Source organism: Bradyrhizobium sp. 17 (assembly GCF_023073515.1).
Lineage (GTDB): Bacteria > Pseudomonadota > Alphaproteobacteria > Rhizobiales > Xanthobacteraceae > Bradyrhizobium > Bradyrhizobium canariense_D.
Genome location: NZ_JADPJQ010000051.1, coordinates 45,434 through 59,689 on the forward strand (window position 1 = coordinate 45,434; position 14,256 = coordinate 59,689).

Sequence of the window (14,256 nt, forward strand, 5' to 3'; positions counted from 1 at the left end):
TGATCTGGGTCAACCGGCTTTGGCGCACTGCAGTAAAATGCAGCTGCGCGGCGGGATGGGCGTGATGGGCAGCCGGCGCTTGGAGCGGTCGATGAAGCCCGTAGTCACGATTGAGCCGAACTGGCAGCTCTGCAGCGATTGCGCGGTCCGCGCATCAGCGGTCTGTTCGTCTTTGGATGCGGCCGAGCTTCGGGAATTCGAGCATCTCGGTCGGGCACAATTTTTCGGCCGATGCGATCGGCGCGGTGACCGTATGCCAGTTCGCGAAGTCACCCTTCGGCCGTTTCATCGAGGACCGGCCGCATCTCCTCAGGCGGATCAACGAGCTGGCGATTCGCGAGCTGAGCCAGGCCCGGGACCACATGGTCCTGCTCGGCCGCCGTTCGGCGGACGAAAAGGTTGCGGCCTTTCTGCTCGGCTGGCGCGAGCGGCTGGTCTCCCTGAAGCGGGCGTTGGACACGGTTCCGCTTCCAATGAGCCGCCAGGACATCGCCGACTACCTCGGCCTGACCATCGAGACCGTCAGCCGCACCTTCACCAAGCTGGAGCGCCACGGCGTGATCGAGATCATTCATGGCGGGATCAGCCTGCTCGATCCGGCGAAGGTCGAGGCCTTGGCCGCAGCCTGATTCCGACGCAGCGCGGCTCGATTTTGATCGGGATCAATGCATTCGGCCGGGTGCCCCGAATAATGCTCAAAACCACAGGGGAGAGCATCATGCCGGCTGACGCGTTGCTTATGAGCACCATTGTCGTGGCAATCTTTGTCACCTTCGCCGGGGCTCTGGTCTGGGCAGACCGGCAAACCAGTGCAGGCCGGCCCGAGTCGGACGTCAAGCGTCGAAGCTTCTGAGATCACCGTCCCATCCTGCGGCGCCCGCGGGGCGGGCTATGCCGTGCGACGTTCGGGACGCTTGGCAGCGCCTCAACGCAAGGTGGCGTGCCGCAGTTGCAACTCTGCATCGACTGGGACGCATTGGCGCATCCTTCGGCTGCCGGATTCACTCCTGACCGCGGCATTTTCGCCGCGTTTGCCTCAAATAGGGCGCATGCTTTCCGGTTGAAAAACTGGGCTACACTGACTACGCAGGGACCCCAGTGCCTCGCAGTCTTAGGAGCCCAGTGGCGTGCCTCAGGACAAGACCGGCGACGACCCCCGACAAGCGGCGGGGAATAAATTATCGGTCCTGCGCAAGCACCCGATCTTTGCGGATCTGGAGCCGGAGGCGCTGGATCAGCTCTGCCGTTACGCCAAGCACACGACGGTGAAGCGCGGCGCGACGATCGCTGCCAAGGGCGATCCCGGCAACAATCTTTTCGCGGTGATCACAGGGACGGTGAAGATTTCCTCGTCGTCGCCCGACGGCCGTAACGCCATTCTCAATCTGATCGGTCCCGGAGAGATCTTCGGCGAGATCGCGGTGCTCGACGGCGCCCCCAGGTCGGCCGATGCGACCGCCAACACCAATTGCGAGCTCTACATCATCGATCGCCGGGACTTCCTGCCGTTCGTGAAGAGCCAGCCGGCGCTCGCAATGAAATTCATCGAGCTGCTCTGCGCGCGCCTGCGCTGGACCAGTCAGCAGGTCGAGCAGGTGATCCTGCAAAATCTGCCGGGCCGGCTTGCGAGCGCGCTGCTCGGCCTCACCGAAGAGCGCAAGTTCGACTCCGGCAGCGGCACGCTCGCCATCACGCAGCAGGAGATCAGCGAGATGGTGGGGATGACGCGCGAGAGCATCAACAAGCAATTGCGCGCCTGGGCGGGCCGCAACTGGGTTCGCCTCGAGCACGGCGCCATCGTCGTGCTCGACATTAATGCCTTGCGCGAACTCGCCGAGAGCGGGCTCGACAGCTAGCTGTCGATGATCGCGACGGCGCGGGTCCAGCCCGCGGAGGCCCGCTCGATCTTCACCGGAAAGCACGAGACGGTGAACCCGGTCGAAGGCAGCTGGTCGAGATTGTGCAGCTTCTCGAGGTGGCAATAGCCGATGTGCCGCCCCGCCTTGTGGCCCTCCCAGATCAGGCCGGCATCTTTCGTTTCGGCATATTTCTTCGCGGTGTGGACGAACGGTGCGTCCCAGCTCCAGCCGTCGGTGCCGGTCAGCCGCACGCCGCGTTCGAGCAGATACATGGTGGCCTCGTAGCCCATGCCGCAGCCTGAGCTGACATAATCGGCTTGGCCGAACCTGGCGCCGGCGCCGGTGTTGACGACGACGATCTCCAGCGGCGACAGCGCATGCCCGATCCGCCTCAACTCCTTCTCGACGTCGTCGGCGCTCGCCACGTAGCCGTCGGGCAGATGCCGGAAGTCGAGCTTCACGCCTGGCTGAAAACACCATTCCAGCGGGACCTCGTCGATCGTCCATGACCGCTCGCCGCGATTCATGGTCGGATGGAAGTGCCAGGGCGCATCGAGATGCGTGCCGTTATGGGTCGACAGCGAGACCTGCTCGACGGCCCAGCCCTGGCCGTCCGGCAGATCCTGTGCCGTGAGGCCGTCGAAGAACTGCAGCATCCGCGGCAGGCCCTGCTGGTGATCGATGTACTGGATCGTCGGGTGATTGCCCGGCGGATCCGCCGTCACGTCGTTTCTGAGCGGCACGGAGATGTCGATCAGCTTCCGCGGCATAGGCATTCCTCGGGATGGTCCGTTTTGCTTCGCAGCATCTTGAGGGGGCCGCACCGGCGGCGTCAAGCAACGCGCATGAGCGCTTGCCGCGTCAGACGACAGATGATTTCGGAAAAACTGGACGAGGAGCCGGCTGTCTGCCCAAAGCCGGTCTCATCCATCGATGCAACTCTAGCATTGATCGATGCCGGATTTGGCTTGGACAGAGAATGCCACGCGCCCTAGGGACGACGATGGCGCTTGACTTCACACCGGAAGTGGAGCGACCCAAGGCGGCCCGCAGCATCTGCCCAACGATATAATCACCTCAGGAGGAAGCCCAGATGAAGATACTCACCGGCATCATCGCAGCCGCTCTGCTGGCGGTCTCAGCCCCCTTGGCGACCGCACGCGATTTCCGTTCCGCCGACATCCATCCCGCCGATTATCCGACCGTCGAGGCCGTCAAGTTCATGGGCAAGCAGCTCGCCGCGGCGAGCGGCGGCAAGCTCGGCGTGAAGGTGTTCCCCAACGGCGCGCTGGGCTCCGAGAAGGACACCATCGAGCAGCTCAAGATCGGCGCCCTCGACATGATGCGGATCAACGCATCGCCCTTGAACAACTTCGTGCCGGAAACAATCGCGTTGTGCCTGCCCTTCATCTTCCGGGACACGCAGCACATGCGCACCGTCCTTGACGGGCCAATCGGCGACGAGATCCTGGCGTCCATGGCGCCCGCAGGCCTGATCGGCCTCGCCTATTATGACAGCGGCGCCCGGTCCATCTACACCGTCAAGGCACCGATAAAGTCGCTTGCGGACGTCAAGGGTCTGAAGATTCGCGTCCAGCAATCTGACCTGTGGGTCGGCATGATCCAGAGCCTCGGGGCCAATCCGACCCCGATGCCCTATGGCGAGGTCTATACCGCTCTCAAGACCGGTCTGGTGGACGCTGCCGAGAACAACTGGCCCTCTTACGAGTCCTCGCGCCACTTCGAGGCCGCCAAGTTCTACAACGTCACCGAGCACTCCCTGGCGCCCGAAGTTCTCGTGATGTCCAAGACGGTCTGGGACACGCTGAGCAAGGAGGACCAGGCGATGGTCCGCAAGGCGGCCAAGGAATCGGTGCCCGTCATGCGCAAGCTCTGGGACGAACGCGAGCAGGCCTCCCGCAAGACGGTCGAAGCGGCCGGCGTTCAAGTCGTGACGATCGCCAACAAGGCGGAATTCGTCGACGCGATGAAGCCGGTGTACGACAAGTTCGCGGGTGACGAGAAGCTGAAGAGCCTCGTCAAGCGTATCCAGGACACGAAGTAAGGCCATAGCATCGGTCCGGCGTTGCCGACTGGCGACGCCTGACCGACGCATTGGATGCGCGCAAGGAGACTTGCAAGGAGACTTGGATGACAGACCCTCACGTCGCAGACCACGAACTGGACGTAGCCGGACGCCCGTCCACCGGCTTGCTGTCCCGGATCAATGCTCCCGTCGCTCGGCTAGGGATGTACCTGTCGGTGACCGGGCTGCTCGTCATCGTCACCATCGTCTTCTACCAGGTGTTCGGACGTTACGTGCTCAATTCCAGCCCGACCTGGACGGAGAACCTTGCGTTGGTTCTGATCCTGTATGTCACGTTGATCGGCGCCGCCGTCGGCGTGCGCGATGCCGGACATATCGGCATGGACAGTTTGCTGGTGATGCTACCGGATCGCGCGCGGGAGAAGATCGAGCTTGTGATCCACGTCCTGGTCGCCGGCTTCGGCGTCGCGATGGCCTATAACGGCTGGATCCTCGGAGCGTCGGTCGGAACCGTGAAGATCCCCAATCTCGGGCTGCCCGAGGTCATCCGCTACGTGCCGCTGATCGCCTCCGGGGTCCTCATCGTCTCCTTTTCAATCGAGCACATCATCGCTCTCCTGCGCGGCGAAGAGGTCGTCCCCTCATGGAACTGATCATCCTCGGCGCCACTTTTTTCGGCTTCCTGGTCCTCGGCGTCCCCGTCGCCTTCGCGATCGGCCTCTCGGCGATTTGCACCATCCTCTACGAAGGCCTGCCGGTCGCCGTCATCTTCCAGCAGATGATGTCGGGGATGAACATCTTCTCCTTCCTCGCCATCCCGTTCTTCGTCTTCAGCGGTGAGCTGATGCTGCATGGCGGCGTCGCCGACAAGATCGTGCAGCTCGCCAAGAATCTCGTCGGACACATCCGCGGCGGGCTCGGCATGTCGAACGTGGTCGCCTGCACGCTGTTCGGCGGCGTCTCCGGCTCGCCCGTGGCCGACGTGTCGGCGATGGGGGCGGTGATGATCCCCATGATGAAGAAGGAAGGTTTCGACACCGACTACGCCGTCAACGTCACCACCCATGCCTCGCTGGTCGGAGCGCTGATGCCGACCAGCCACAACATGATCATCTATGCGCTCGCCGCCGGCGGCAAGGTTTCGATCGGCGCGCTGATCGCCGCCGGGCTCCTGCCGGCGCTGGTGCTGATGGTGTGCATGCTGGTCGCCGCTTACGCGGTCGCGGTGAAGCGAGGCTATCCGGCTGGCAAGTTCCCGGGCTGGCCCGCGGTTTTTCGCTCGCTCGCAGCCGCTCTGCCCGGCCTTCTGATCGTCGGCATCATCCTGGCGGGCATCCTGTCCGGCGTGTTCACGGCCACCGAATCCGCGGCCGTCGCGGTCACCTATACGATCCTGCTGACGTTCTTCATCTACCGTACCATGACCTTGCCGAACTTCCTGCGCGCCGCGGCCAAGGCGGTGAAGACCACGGGCGTGGTGCTGCTGCTGATCGGCGTCTCCACCATGTTCCAGTATCTGATGGGACTTTACGAGGTGGCCGACTTCGCCGGCGAGATGATGAGCAAGGTCTCGACGCAGCCCTGGGTCATCTTCCTGCTCATCAACGTCATCCTGTTCGTGCTGGGCACTTTCATGGACATGGCGGCGACCATCCTGATCTGCACGCCAATCTTCCTGCCGATCGCGATGAAGGCGGGCATGGACCCGGTGCAGTTCGGCATGCTGATGCTGATCAACTGCGCGCTCGGGCTGAACACCCCGCCGGTCGGGACCACGCAGTTCGTGGGCTGCGCCATCGGCGGCATCTCGGTGGGCGCGGTGATGCGCACCATCCTGCCGTTCTACGCCGCCCTGATCGCAGCTCTGATGTTCGTGACCTACGTCCCCGCCTTCTCGCTGTGGCTGCCCCGCCTGTTGATGGGCTACAAGGGATAGCAGCAATACAGGAGAATCTATCCGTGACCGACTATCGCAAGCTCTTCGATCTCACCGGCAAGACGGCCGTGGTGCTCGGCGCGGCCTCGGGCATCGGCAAGTCGTCAGCCGAGGCGCTGGCCGGGCTCGGCGCCCGTGTCGTCTGCGCCGATCGTGCGCTTGACGCCGCCGAAGCAACCGCCGCCGGCATTCGTGAGAAGGGCGGCTGGGCCGAGGCGGCTGCGTGTGACGCGGCGAGCGCCGCGGACGTCAATGCGCTGGCCCAGACCGTGATGCAGAAATTTTCGCGGCTCGACATCGCGGTGACGACGCCCGGGCTCAACATCCGCAAGACCATCCTCGATTACACCGAGGAGGATCTCGACCGCGTCCTCAACCTCAACATCAAGGGCACGGTTTGGTTCTTCCAGGCCTTCGGCCGCATCATGGTCGAGCAGAAGGGCGGCAGCATCATTGCCTGCTCCTCGGTGCGGGCGGTGACCATCGAGCCCGGCCTCGGCGTCTACGGCTCGACCAAGGCGGCCATTGGCCTGCTGGTGAAGGGCTTTGCCTCCGAGGTTGGGCGCTCCGGCGTGCGCGTCAATGCGATCGCGCCGAGCATCGCCGAGACCGCGCTGACCGGCCCGTTCAAGCAGCGTCCCGACATCTACAATCTCTATGCCGGCCACACCGTGTTCAACCGCTGGAGCAGCGCCGACGAGGTCGCGACGGCCGTCGCCTATCTCGCCTCGGACGCCGCGAGCTATGTCAGCGGCAGCACGCTGTTCGTCGATGGCGGCTGGACTGCCGTCGACGGCCCGCCGACCGGCCTCACCCAGTTACACAAATAGAGCGGTTATCTAGCCGGTAAAGCCGGCGCGCTGGCGCAGGTCCTTGCGGTCTGCGCCGGTCAGCAACGAGATCAGCACCGCCGCCTCTTGCGGATGTGCGGCCCGCGTGGTCACGCCGGCCGTGTACATCGTCACGAGCTCGCAGCCCGGCGGCAGCGCTCCTGACAGTGCGATGCCGTCGGTCGCGATGATCTCGGTGGCCTGGGTGCAGCCGATCGGATGCGCGGCGGTGGATGCCGCAAGCTCCCGCATCGCGGTCGCGCCGTTCGGAAAGATTTTCAGGCGCGAGGCGACCTCGTAGGCGATGCCCAGCTGATCCAGCACCTTTGCGACGTGCTGTCCGGCGGTCGAGGCTTTCGTGTCCGGGACGTAGATCGCATCGGCGCTGCGCAGCACCTCGCGCAGGTCAGTTTCGGTCGTCACCGTCACCTTGGGATCGCGGCTACGGACCGCCAGCGCGGTCTCGACCCGTCCGATATCCGAAATCGAGGAGGGGACGACGAGCTTCTCTTCGGCAAGCTTTGCAAGCAGCGCCTGCGTCAGGATCACCAGATCGGCCGCCGTTCCCGCGCGCAGCTTGTCGGCCATGATGCCGACCGCGCCGAACTCGCCGCCGATGCCGAAGCCGGTCTGCGTCTTGAAGGGATCGCTAAGGCCGCGCACCAGGCCTTGCGCCGCGCCTCCGCTCAAAATGCTCACTGTCGTCACGATGCCAGCTCCATGGCTGCAATGATCTTGTCGCGGGTGATCGGCAGGTTGCGCACGCGCACGCCGAGGCAATCGTAAACGGCATTCGCGATCGCCGCCGTCACCGGGCCGTGGGCGGCCTCGCCGGCGCCGACCGGCTCGATCTCCGGCCGCTGGACGATCTCGACGTCCACCATTGGCACCTCGCTGAAGGTGAGGATCGGATAGTCGGTCCAGGACGTCGATGTGATGCGCGTGCGGTCGAAGCGGACGCGTTCCTTCAGCACCCAGCTCGTCGCCTGGATCGCGCCGCCCTCGATCTGGTTGATGACGCCGTCGGGATTGATGGCCTCGCCGACATCGACCGCCAGCGTCAGCCGCTTGACGCGGATGTCATCAGTGCCTTCGATCTCGGCAATCGCGGCGCAATAGGCCCCCATGTTCTTGTAGCGGGCGAAGCCGACGCCATGACCGATGCCGGCCTGCTTCTGCGGTTTCCACTGCGCGCGTCGTGCCGCGGCCCGGATGACGTCCTTTGCGCGTTCGTCGCGCAGATGACGCAGGCGGAACGCAATCGGGTCTTCGCCGCGCAGGGCGGCGATCTCGTCGAGCAGGGACTCGATCGCGAACACATTGCCTTGTCCGCCAAGTGTCCGCAATGCCGAGGTCCGCACCGGCATGGTCAGCAGCCGGTGGCTCGTGACCGTCCAGGCCTTGAGGTCGTAGAGCGGAACGGAGTTGCGGTCGCCGCCGCCGCCATTGGCCGCCGGCGGATTGGTCGAGATCATCCGGGGGTAGGGGTTCGTGATCTCGGTTGCGGCGAGCAGCGCGGGCTGCGCCGCGCGCCCCGGCCGCGCCGCGTGGCCGTTGCTCCAGATCGAGTGGCGCCAGCCGACGATCTCGTTGTCCGCATCGAGATCGGCCTCGATCTCGATCGCCATCGCCGCGCCGAACGGTGCGTGGGCCATCTCGTCGTGGCGCGACCATTGCACCCGCACCGGACGGCCGCCGGCAGCCTTCGCCAGCAGCACGGCATCGAGCGCGACATCGTCGGCGGCATTATGTCCGTAGCAGCCCGCGCCTTCCATGTGCTCGACCACGATGTTTTCTGGCGGCAGCTTGAGCACGATCGCAAGATCAGCGCGCAGCAGATAGACGCCTTGGCTGTGCGTCCAGACATGGACGCGATCGCTGTTCCATCGGGCCATCGCACAGGATGGTGCGATCGAGGCATGCGCGATGTAGGGACGGATGTATTGCCGGCGGAGGGTGCGCGCAAGCTTGGGTGTCGCCGCAGTCGTCCGGACATCGATCACGGTGGTCTCGACTGGCTGGCTCTTCAGGAATCCGGCCAGATCAGCTTCATCGGGCAGCGGCTCGCCAGCCGACCATGTCGCCCCCTTGCGCAAGGCTTTCAGCGCGGCTTCCGCCGCTACCTCGCTGTCGGCAACCACGCCGGAAAAGCCGCCGTCGCGGAGGATTGCGACGAGGCCGGGAACGGCTCGCGTCGCGGTCTCGTCGAGTGCGATCAGCCTGGCGCCCGAGATGTCCGGCCGCAGCACGCGTCCGTGCAGCAGGTCCGGCAGCGGACAGTCATGGATAAAGCGCGCCCGTGCGAACACCTTGTCGGGAATGTCGATGCGCTGAACCGGATGTCCGGCCACAGTGCGCTTGGCGACAATCTTCGCCGTCACGCCCGCATTGGCGTCCTCGTCGAGCGAAACGTCGCCGGCCAACTCCCAATAGCTGGTCCTGACATTGCCGGGGCCCGAGATCGTGCCGTCATCGATCTCGAGCAGCGATGCATCGACACCGAGACGTTCGGATGCCGCGGTGAGGAAGCGCTGGCGCACCTCGGCACAGGCGTGGCGCAGCGCGCGGCCGGATTGCTGGACCGAAAGGCTGCCCGAGGTGACGCCCTCGTTCGGGCTTGCCGCCGTGGAGGCGCGGATCATCTCGATGCGGGCAATATCGACGTCGAGCTCGTCGGCTGCGATCTGCGCCAGGGCTGTGACGATGCCCTGGCCGATCTCGACCTTGCCGGGCGAGATCGCCACACCGCCGTCGCCGACGAGCTTCACCCAGGATGACAGCTTGGGATTGGCCGAAAGGCTGACCGGCAGTGTCGGGGCAGGGGACGGCGCAGTCATGATGTCGCCATCTCCGCGGCCGCCCGCAGCACGGCGCGCACCATGCGGTTGTGCGATCCGCAGCGGCACAGATTGCGATCAAGCGCAGTTTTCACCTCCGCGTCCGTCGGCGACGGATTGCGCTTCAGCAGCGCCGCCGCGCTGATCAGGATCCCCGATACGCAATAGCCGCATTGCATCGCCTGCTCGGAGATAAAGGCGCGTTGCAGCGGATGCGGTTGCTCCGCGGTGCCGAGGCCTTCCACCGTGACGACCTCCTTGTTGGCGACCGACCACATCGGCATGTCGCAGGAGGCCATCGCGCGATCACCGACCATGACATGGCAGGCGCCGCACTCGCCGGCCCCGCAGCCGAAATGCGGACTTGTGACGCCGAGCCGGCCGCGCAGCACATCGAGCAGCGTCTGATCCGGATCGGTCTCGACGGCCGTCGCCGTGCCGTTGAGCTGGAATTGAATGGTCGGCATTGTCGCGCTACGGCCTCAGGACTTGTCGAACTTCTTGACGACGTCCGCCCATTTCTCGATGTCGCCGCGCAGGAACTTGTCGAATTCCTCCGGCGTCATCGACATGGGCACCGCGCCCTGCGCAGTCCAGAGCTTGACGATGTCGGGCCGCTTCACCATTGCGTTCACGGCGGCATTGAGCTTGTCGATCACAGGTTTCGGCGTCCCGGCCGGAGCCATCAGGCCGAGCCAGATCGTGGCTTCATAGCCAGATACGCCCGCCTCGATCGCTGTCGGCACATTCGGCAGCACCGCCGAGCGCTGCTTGCCGGTGGTCGCGAGCGCGCGGACCTGGTTCTCGCCGATGTTCGGCGCCATCGCCGGCACCGCGTCGATCATCATCTGCACCTGCCCGCCGATCACGCCGCTGCGCGCCTCGCCACTGTTGCGGTAAGGAACATGGACAAGATCGATGCCGGCCATGGCTTTGAACAGCTCGCCGGCCATGTGATAGGGCGTGCCCTGGCCGGACGAGGCGTAGTTCAACTTGCCCGGCTGCGCCCTGGCGAGGGCGACGAACTCCTGCAGCGTCTTCGCTGCGACTTGCGGGTTCACCACGATGACGAGATCGGAAGAGTTCACCGGTGCGATCGGCGCGAGGTCGCGCATCAGCTCGTATTTGCGCTTGTCCGGCGTCAGCAGCGATTCGTTCGCGGTCTGGGTGTTGGACATCATCAGCAGCGTGTAGCCGTCGGGGGGCGACTTCGCCGCTTCGACCGTGCCGATGACGCCGCCCGCGCCGGTGCGGTTCTCGATCACGAAGGGCTGGCCAAAACACTCCTGGAGCGCATTGCCGATCTGCCGGGCGGCCACGTCGGCCGGCCCGCCGGCGCCGAAGGGCACGACGATCCGGACCGCGTGGCTGGGATAGTCCTGCGCCAGGGACGGTGCTGCGGAGCAGGCGCTGAGCAGGCCGGCGGCCAGCGCCAGCATGAATTGTCGGGCCGTCACACCCACCTCCCTGATGTCGTTCTTGTTGCTTGGCACTGTAGCGGCAGGGGAGGCGGACTGTCGACGCCTCACAAAGCCGATGGCGCCTGGAATATCGGGCGGTTTTCGGTGTGGCGGGTCCGCTCTTCGCAGTCGCGGCAGGAACCGGCGGCGCTCGCGGTCTGAGCAAATCGCATGGGCGTTGCCGGATAAATACCCTCGGCTGACAGGTATTTTGGTGTTACCAAATTGGACATGAACCAGCACGCCAAGATCGAAATCCGCCATTCGACCTGTCCGCATGATTGCCCGTCGGCCTGTGCCCTCGATATCGAGGTGGTCGAGGGACGCAGCATCGGTCGTGTCCGCGGTTCGAAAAAGCAGACCTATACGGCCGGTGTGGTCTGCGCCAAGGTCGCCCGTTATGCCGAGCGCATCCATCATCCTGATCGGGTGACCTATCCGATGCGCCGCACCGGGCCGAAGGGCTCCGGCCAGTTCGCGCGGATCAGCTGGGACGAGGCGCTCGACGAGATTGCGGACCGCTTCAACCAGGCCGAGCGCGAGTTCGGCGCGGAGTCAGTCTGGCCCTATTATTATGCTGGCACGATGGGGCTGGTGATGCGCGACGGCCTCAACCGGCTCACGCATGTGAAGAGATATTCGCGGTTCTATCAGACCATCTGCGCCAATGTCGGCCGCATCGGGTTCGCGATCGGCACCGGCAAGATCGCCGGCGTCGATCCGCGCGAGATGGCGCTGTCCGATCTGGTGGTGATCTGGGGCACCAATCCCGTGAACACGCAGGTCAACGTAATGACGCACGCTGCCCGGGCGCGGAAGGAGCGTGGCGCCAAGATCGCGGCCGTCGACATCTACGACAACGAGACCATGAAGCAAGCGGATATCAAGATCATCCTGCGGCCCGGCACCGACGGCGCGTTCGCTTGCGGCGTGATGCATGTCCTGTTCCGCGACGGCTATGCCGATCGCGCCTATATGGACAAGTACGCCGACTGCCCTGACGAGCTCGAGGCGCATCTCAAGACGCGCACGCCCGAATGGGCGTCGGCGATCTCGGGCGTGCCGGCGGCGGAGATCGAGGCTTTTGCCAAACTGGTCGGCGAAACCAAGCGGACCTTCTTTCGGCTCGGCTACGGCTTCACCCGCTCGCGCAACGGCGCGGCGCAGATGCATGCGGCGAACTGCATTCCCGCGGTGACCGGCGCCTGGCAATATGAAGGCGGCGGCTCCTTCTTCAACAATTACGCGCTGTGGCACTTCAACGAATCCATCATCGAAGGCCACGACGCCATCGACCCAACTATCCGCGCGCTTGACCAGTCGCAGATCGGCCGCATCCTCACCGGCGATTCCAGGGCGCTGCACGGCAAGGGTCCGGTCAAGGCGCTGCTGATCCAGAACACCAATCCGATGACCGTTGCGCCGGAACAGGCTCTGGTGCGGCAGGGTTTTGCGCGCGAGGATTTGTTCGTCGCGGTGCACGAGCAGTTCATGACCGAGACGGCCGAGATGGCCGACATCGTGCTGCCGGCGACGATGTTCATGGAACATGACGATCTCTATTACGGCGGCGGCCACCAGCACATCTCGGTCGGGCCGAAGCTGATCGACCCGCCCGGCGAATGCCGCTCCAATCACGAGGTGTTACAGGCGCTGGCGCCGCGGCTTGGCGCCAGTCATCCGGGGTTCGAGCTGACGCCGCGTGAATTGATCGACGCGACGCTGAAGCTGAGCGACCACGGCGACATTGCCGGCCTCGAAGCCGACCTCTGGCGCGACCTGCAGCCGGACTTCCGCACGTCGCATTATCTCGACGGCTTCGCCCATGCCGACAGGAAATTCCATTTCAAAGCGGATTGGGCGCATCCGCCGTTCGGCCAGACGATGGGTGACTTCGACAAGATGCCCTCGCTGCCGGACCATTGGGCGGTGATCGAGCATTCCGACCAGGCCCATCCGTTCCGGCTTGCCACGAGCCCGTCGCGCAGCTTCCTCAACACCACCTTCAACGAGACGCCGTCCTCCCAGGCGCGCGAGGGCAAGGCGAGCGTGATGATCCATCCCCTGGATGCGGCCGCGCTCGACATCGCCCATGGCGACGCCGTGACGCTCGGCAACGCCCGCGGCGAGACAACGCTGATCGCCACGCTGTTCGAGGGCGTGCGCCGCGGCGTGCTGATCGCGGAGTCCGTTCATCCCAACAAGAACCATATCGGTAACCGCGGCATCAACATGCTGACGGGCGCGGACACGATCGCGCCGATCGGCGGCGCCGCTTTCCACGACAACAAGGTCTGGATCAGGAAAGCGGTGGCGGCCTGATCCGCAACATGCGCTTCGATCGGGTTACAAGTTTGTGTCGAGACGCTAAAGCGGCGCCGCGCCGCAAATTGCTCTTGCACCTTTGGCCCGAGCTGCCGCAAATGGCTGCAAAACGGAGAGCCCGAGGAAGCGAGCGCGCCATGACCGACACCACAGCCGTGATCACCGAGAAGCGCGGGCAGGCGCTCTGGATCACCATCAACCGGCCCGAGAAACGCAATGCGCTGAATGGCGAGGTCATCGCCGGCATCACGCGCGGCTATCGCGACGCGCATGACGACAAGGACGTGCGCGTCATCGTGCTGACGGGCGCGGGCGACAAGGCGTTCTGCGCCGGCGCGGATCTGCAGAACTCCGGCGCGGCCTTCGCGATGGATCATTCGAAGCCGAATGTCGACTATGCCGATCTGTTACGCTTGTCGCAGAACGCGACCAAGCCCGCGATTGCGCGCGTCAGCGGCGTCTGCATGGCAGGCGGCATGGGCCTGCTCTGCATGACCGACATGGCCGTCGCCGCCGATCACGTCGTCTTCGGCCTGCCGGAAGTGAAGGTCGGCGTGTTCCCGATGCAGGTGTTGAGCCTGTTGCAGTCGATCGCGCCACCGCGGCTCGTCAACGAATGGGCGCTGACCGGCGAGCCGTTCGACGCGAAAGCGGCATTGGCAGCAGGCCTGCTGAACTACGTCGTGCCCACGGCCGAGCTGGATGCCAAGGTCGACTGGCTGATCGGCCGCATCGTCGACAAATCCCCGACCGCGATCCGTCGCGGCAAATACGCGATGCGCGCCATCGCCTCGATGTCGTTCGACGAGAGCATCGCCTACACCGAAAGCCAGATCGCGCTGCTTGCCATGACCGAGGATGCCAAGGAAGGGCTGAAGGCGTTCAGCGAGAAGCGCAAGCCGGTGTGGACGGGAAAATAGGCGATCCTTTCAGCGCATTGATCGTGCTGCCATCGGCCGACG

At 64.8% G+C, this 14,256-nt stretch carries 13 protein-coding genes and 1 pseudogene; 9 read left to right on the plus strand and 5 right to left on the minus strand.

Annotated elements, in window-relative coordinates; all coding sequences use genetic code 11:
- Positions 1-91 precede the first annotated feature (91 nt).
- The 3 genes and pseudogenes from IVB13_RS09110 (at position 92) to IVB13_RS09115 (ending at position 1,856) form a co-directional block, all read left to right on the plus strand.
- Positions 92-629, plus strand: a pseudogene (locus IVB13_RS09110) (helix-turn-helix domain-containing protein).
- Positions 630-718: 89 nt separating this feature from the next.
- Positions 719-853: a hypothetical protein gene (locus IVB13_RS40160; RefSeq protein ID WP_256464733.1), complete on the plus strand. Its 135-nt coding sequence runs from the start codon at positions 719-721 to the stop codon at positions 851-853.
- A 274-nt stretch (positions 854-1,127) separates the two neighbouring features.
- Complete coding sequence (locus IVB13_RS09115) at positions 1,128-1,856, plus strand: Crp/Fnr family transcriptional regulator (protein ID WP_018454810.1); 729 nt, start codon at positions 1,128-1,130, stop codon at positions 1,854-1,856.
- Here IVB13_RS09115 and IVB13_RS09120 read toward each other — a convergent pair.
- Positions 1,853-2,629 (minus strand): cyclase family protein, encoded by a 777-nt coding sequence (locus tag IVB13_RS09120; protein ID WP_018454809.1) that lies wholly within the window; start codon positions 2,627-2,629, stop codon positions 1,853-1,855. The genes IVB13_RS09115 and IVB13_RS09120 overlap by 4 nt on opposite strands.
- A 323-nt stretch (positions 2,630-2,952) precedes the next feature.
- Between IVB13_RS09120 and IVB13_RS09125 the strand changes: the two genes are divergently transcribed.
- From IVB13_RS09125 to IVB13_RS09140, 4 genes are all read left to right on the plus strand, one after another.
- Complete coding sequence (locus IVB13_RS09125; protein WP_247488502.1) at positions 2,953-3,924, plus strand: TRAP transporter substrate-binding protein; 972 nt, start codon at positions 2,953-2,955, stop codon at positions 3,922-3,924.
- A gap of 86 nt (positions 3,925-4,010) precedes the next feature.
- Positions 4,011-4,559, plus strand: a complete 549-nt coding sequence (locus IVB13_RS09130) for a TRAP transporter small permease (protein WP_026232817.1) — start codon at positions 4,011-4,013, stop codon at positions 4,557-4,559.
- Positions 4,550-5,842 (plus strand): TRAP transporter large permease, encoded by a 1,293-nt coding sequence (locus IVB13_RS09135; RefSeq protein WP_247297019.1) that lies wholly within the window; start codon positions 4,550-4,552, stop codon positions 5,840-5,842. Before IVB13_RS09130 ends, IVB13_RS09135 begins: the two co-directional genes overlap by 10 nt.
- 23 nt (positions 5,843-5,865) lie before the next feature.
- On the plus strand, positions 5,866-6,672 hold the full coding sequence (locus IVB13_RS09140; RefSeq protein WP_247488504.1) for an SDR family oxidoreductase: 807 nt from the start codon (positions 5,866-5,868) through the stop codon (positions 6,670-6,672).
- A 9-nt stretch (positions 6,673-6,681) separates the two neighbouring features.
- Here the strand turns inward: IVB13_RS09140 and IVB13_RS09145 are convergent, their stop codons facing one another.
- Genes IVB13_RS09145 through IVB13_RS09160 form a run of 4 tightly spaced genes read right to left on the minus strand, consistent with a single transcriptional unit; the run spans position 6,682 to position 10,948 of the window.
- Positions 6,682-7,380, minus strand: coding sequence for a substrate-binding domain-containing protein (locus IVB13_RS09145; RefSeq protein WP_247488505.1), 699 nt, complete (start codon positions 7,378-7,380; stop codon positions 6,682-6,684).
- Positions 7,377-9,509 (minus strand): molybdopterin cofactor-binding domain-containing protein, encoded by a 2,133-nt coding sequence (locus tag IVB13_RS09150; RefSeq protein WP_247488507.1) that lies wholly within the window; start codon positions 9,507-9,509, stop codon positions 7,377-7,379. Before IVB13_RS09150 ends, IVB13_RS09145 begins: the two co-directional genes overlap by 4 nt.
- On the minus strand, positions 9,506-9,976 hold the full coding sequence (locus IVB13_RS09155; protein ID WP_247488509.1) for a (2Fe-2S)-binding protein: 471 nt from the start codon (positions 9,974-9,976) through the stop codon (positions 9,506-9,508). The genes IVB13_RS09150 and IVB13_RS09155 overlap by 4 nt, the downstream gene beginning before the upstream one ends.
- Before the next feature lie 15 nt (positions 9,977-9,991).
- Positions 9,992-10,948 (minus strand): tripartite tricarboxylate transporter substrate binding protein, encoded by a 957-nt coding sequence (locus tag IVB13_RS09160; RefSeq protein WP_247488524.1) that lies wholly within the window; start codon positions 10,946-10,948, stop codon positions 9,992-9,994.
- Between the two features lie 252 nt (positions 10,949-11,200).
- Here IVB13_RS09160 and IVB13_RS09165 point away from each other — a divergent pair, with 252 nt between their 5' ends.
- Complete coding sequence (locus IVB13_RS09165; RefSeq protein ID WP_247488511.1) at positions 11,201-13,291, plus strand: molybdopterin-dependent oxidoreductase; 2,091 nt, start codon at positions 11,201-11,203, stop codon at positions 13,289-13,291.
- A gap of 140 nt (positions 13,292-13,431) precedes the next feature.
- Positions 13,432-14,214 carry an enoyl-CoA hydratase/isomerase family protein gene (locus IVB13_RS09170; RefSeq protein ID WP_247478288.1) on the plus strand — a complete coding sequence of 261 codons (783 nt, stop codon included), beginning with the start codon at positions 13,432-13,434 and terminating at the stop codon, positions 14,212-14,214.
- Positions 14,215-14,256 lie beyond the last annotated feature (42 nt).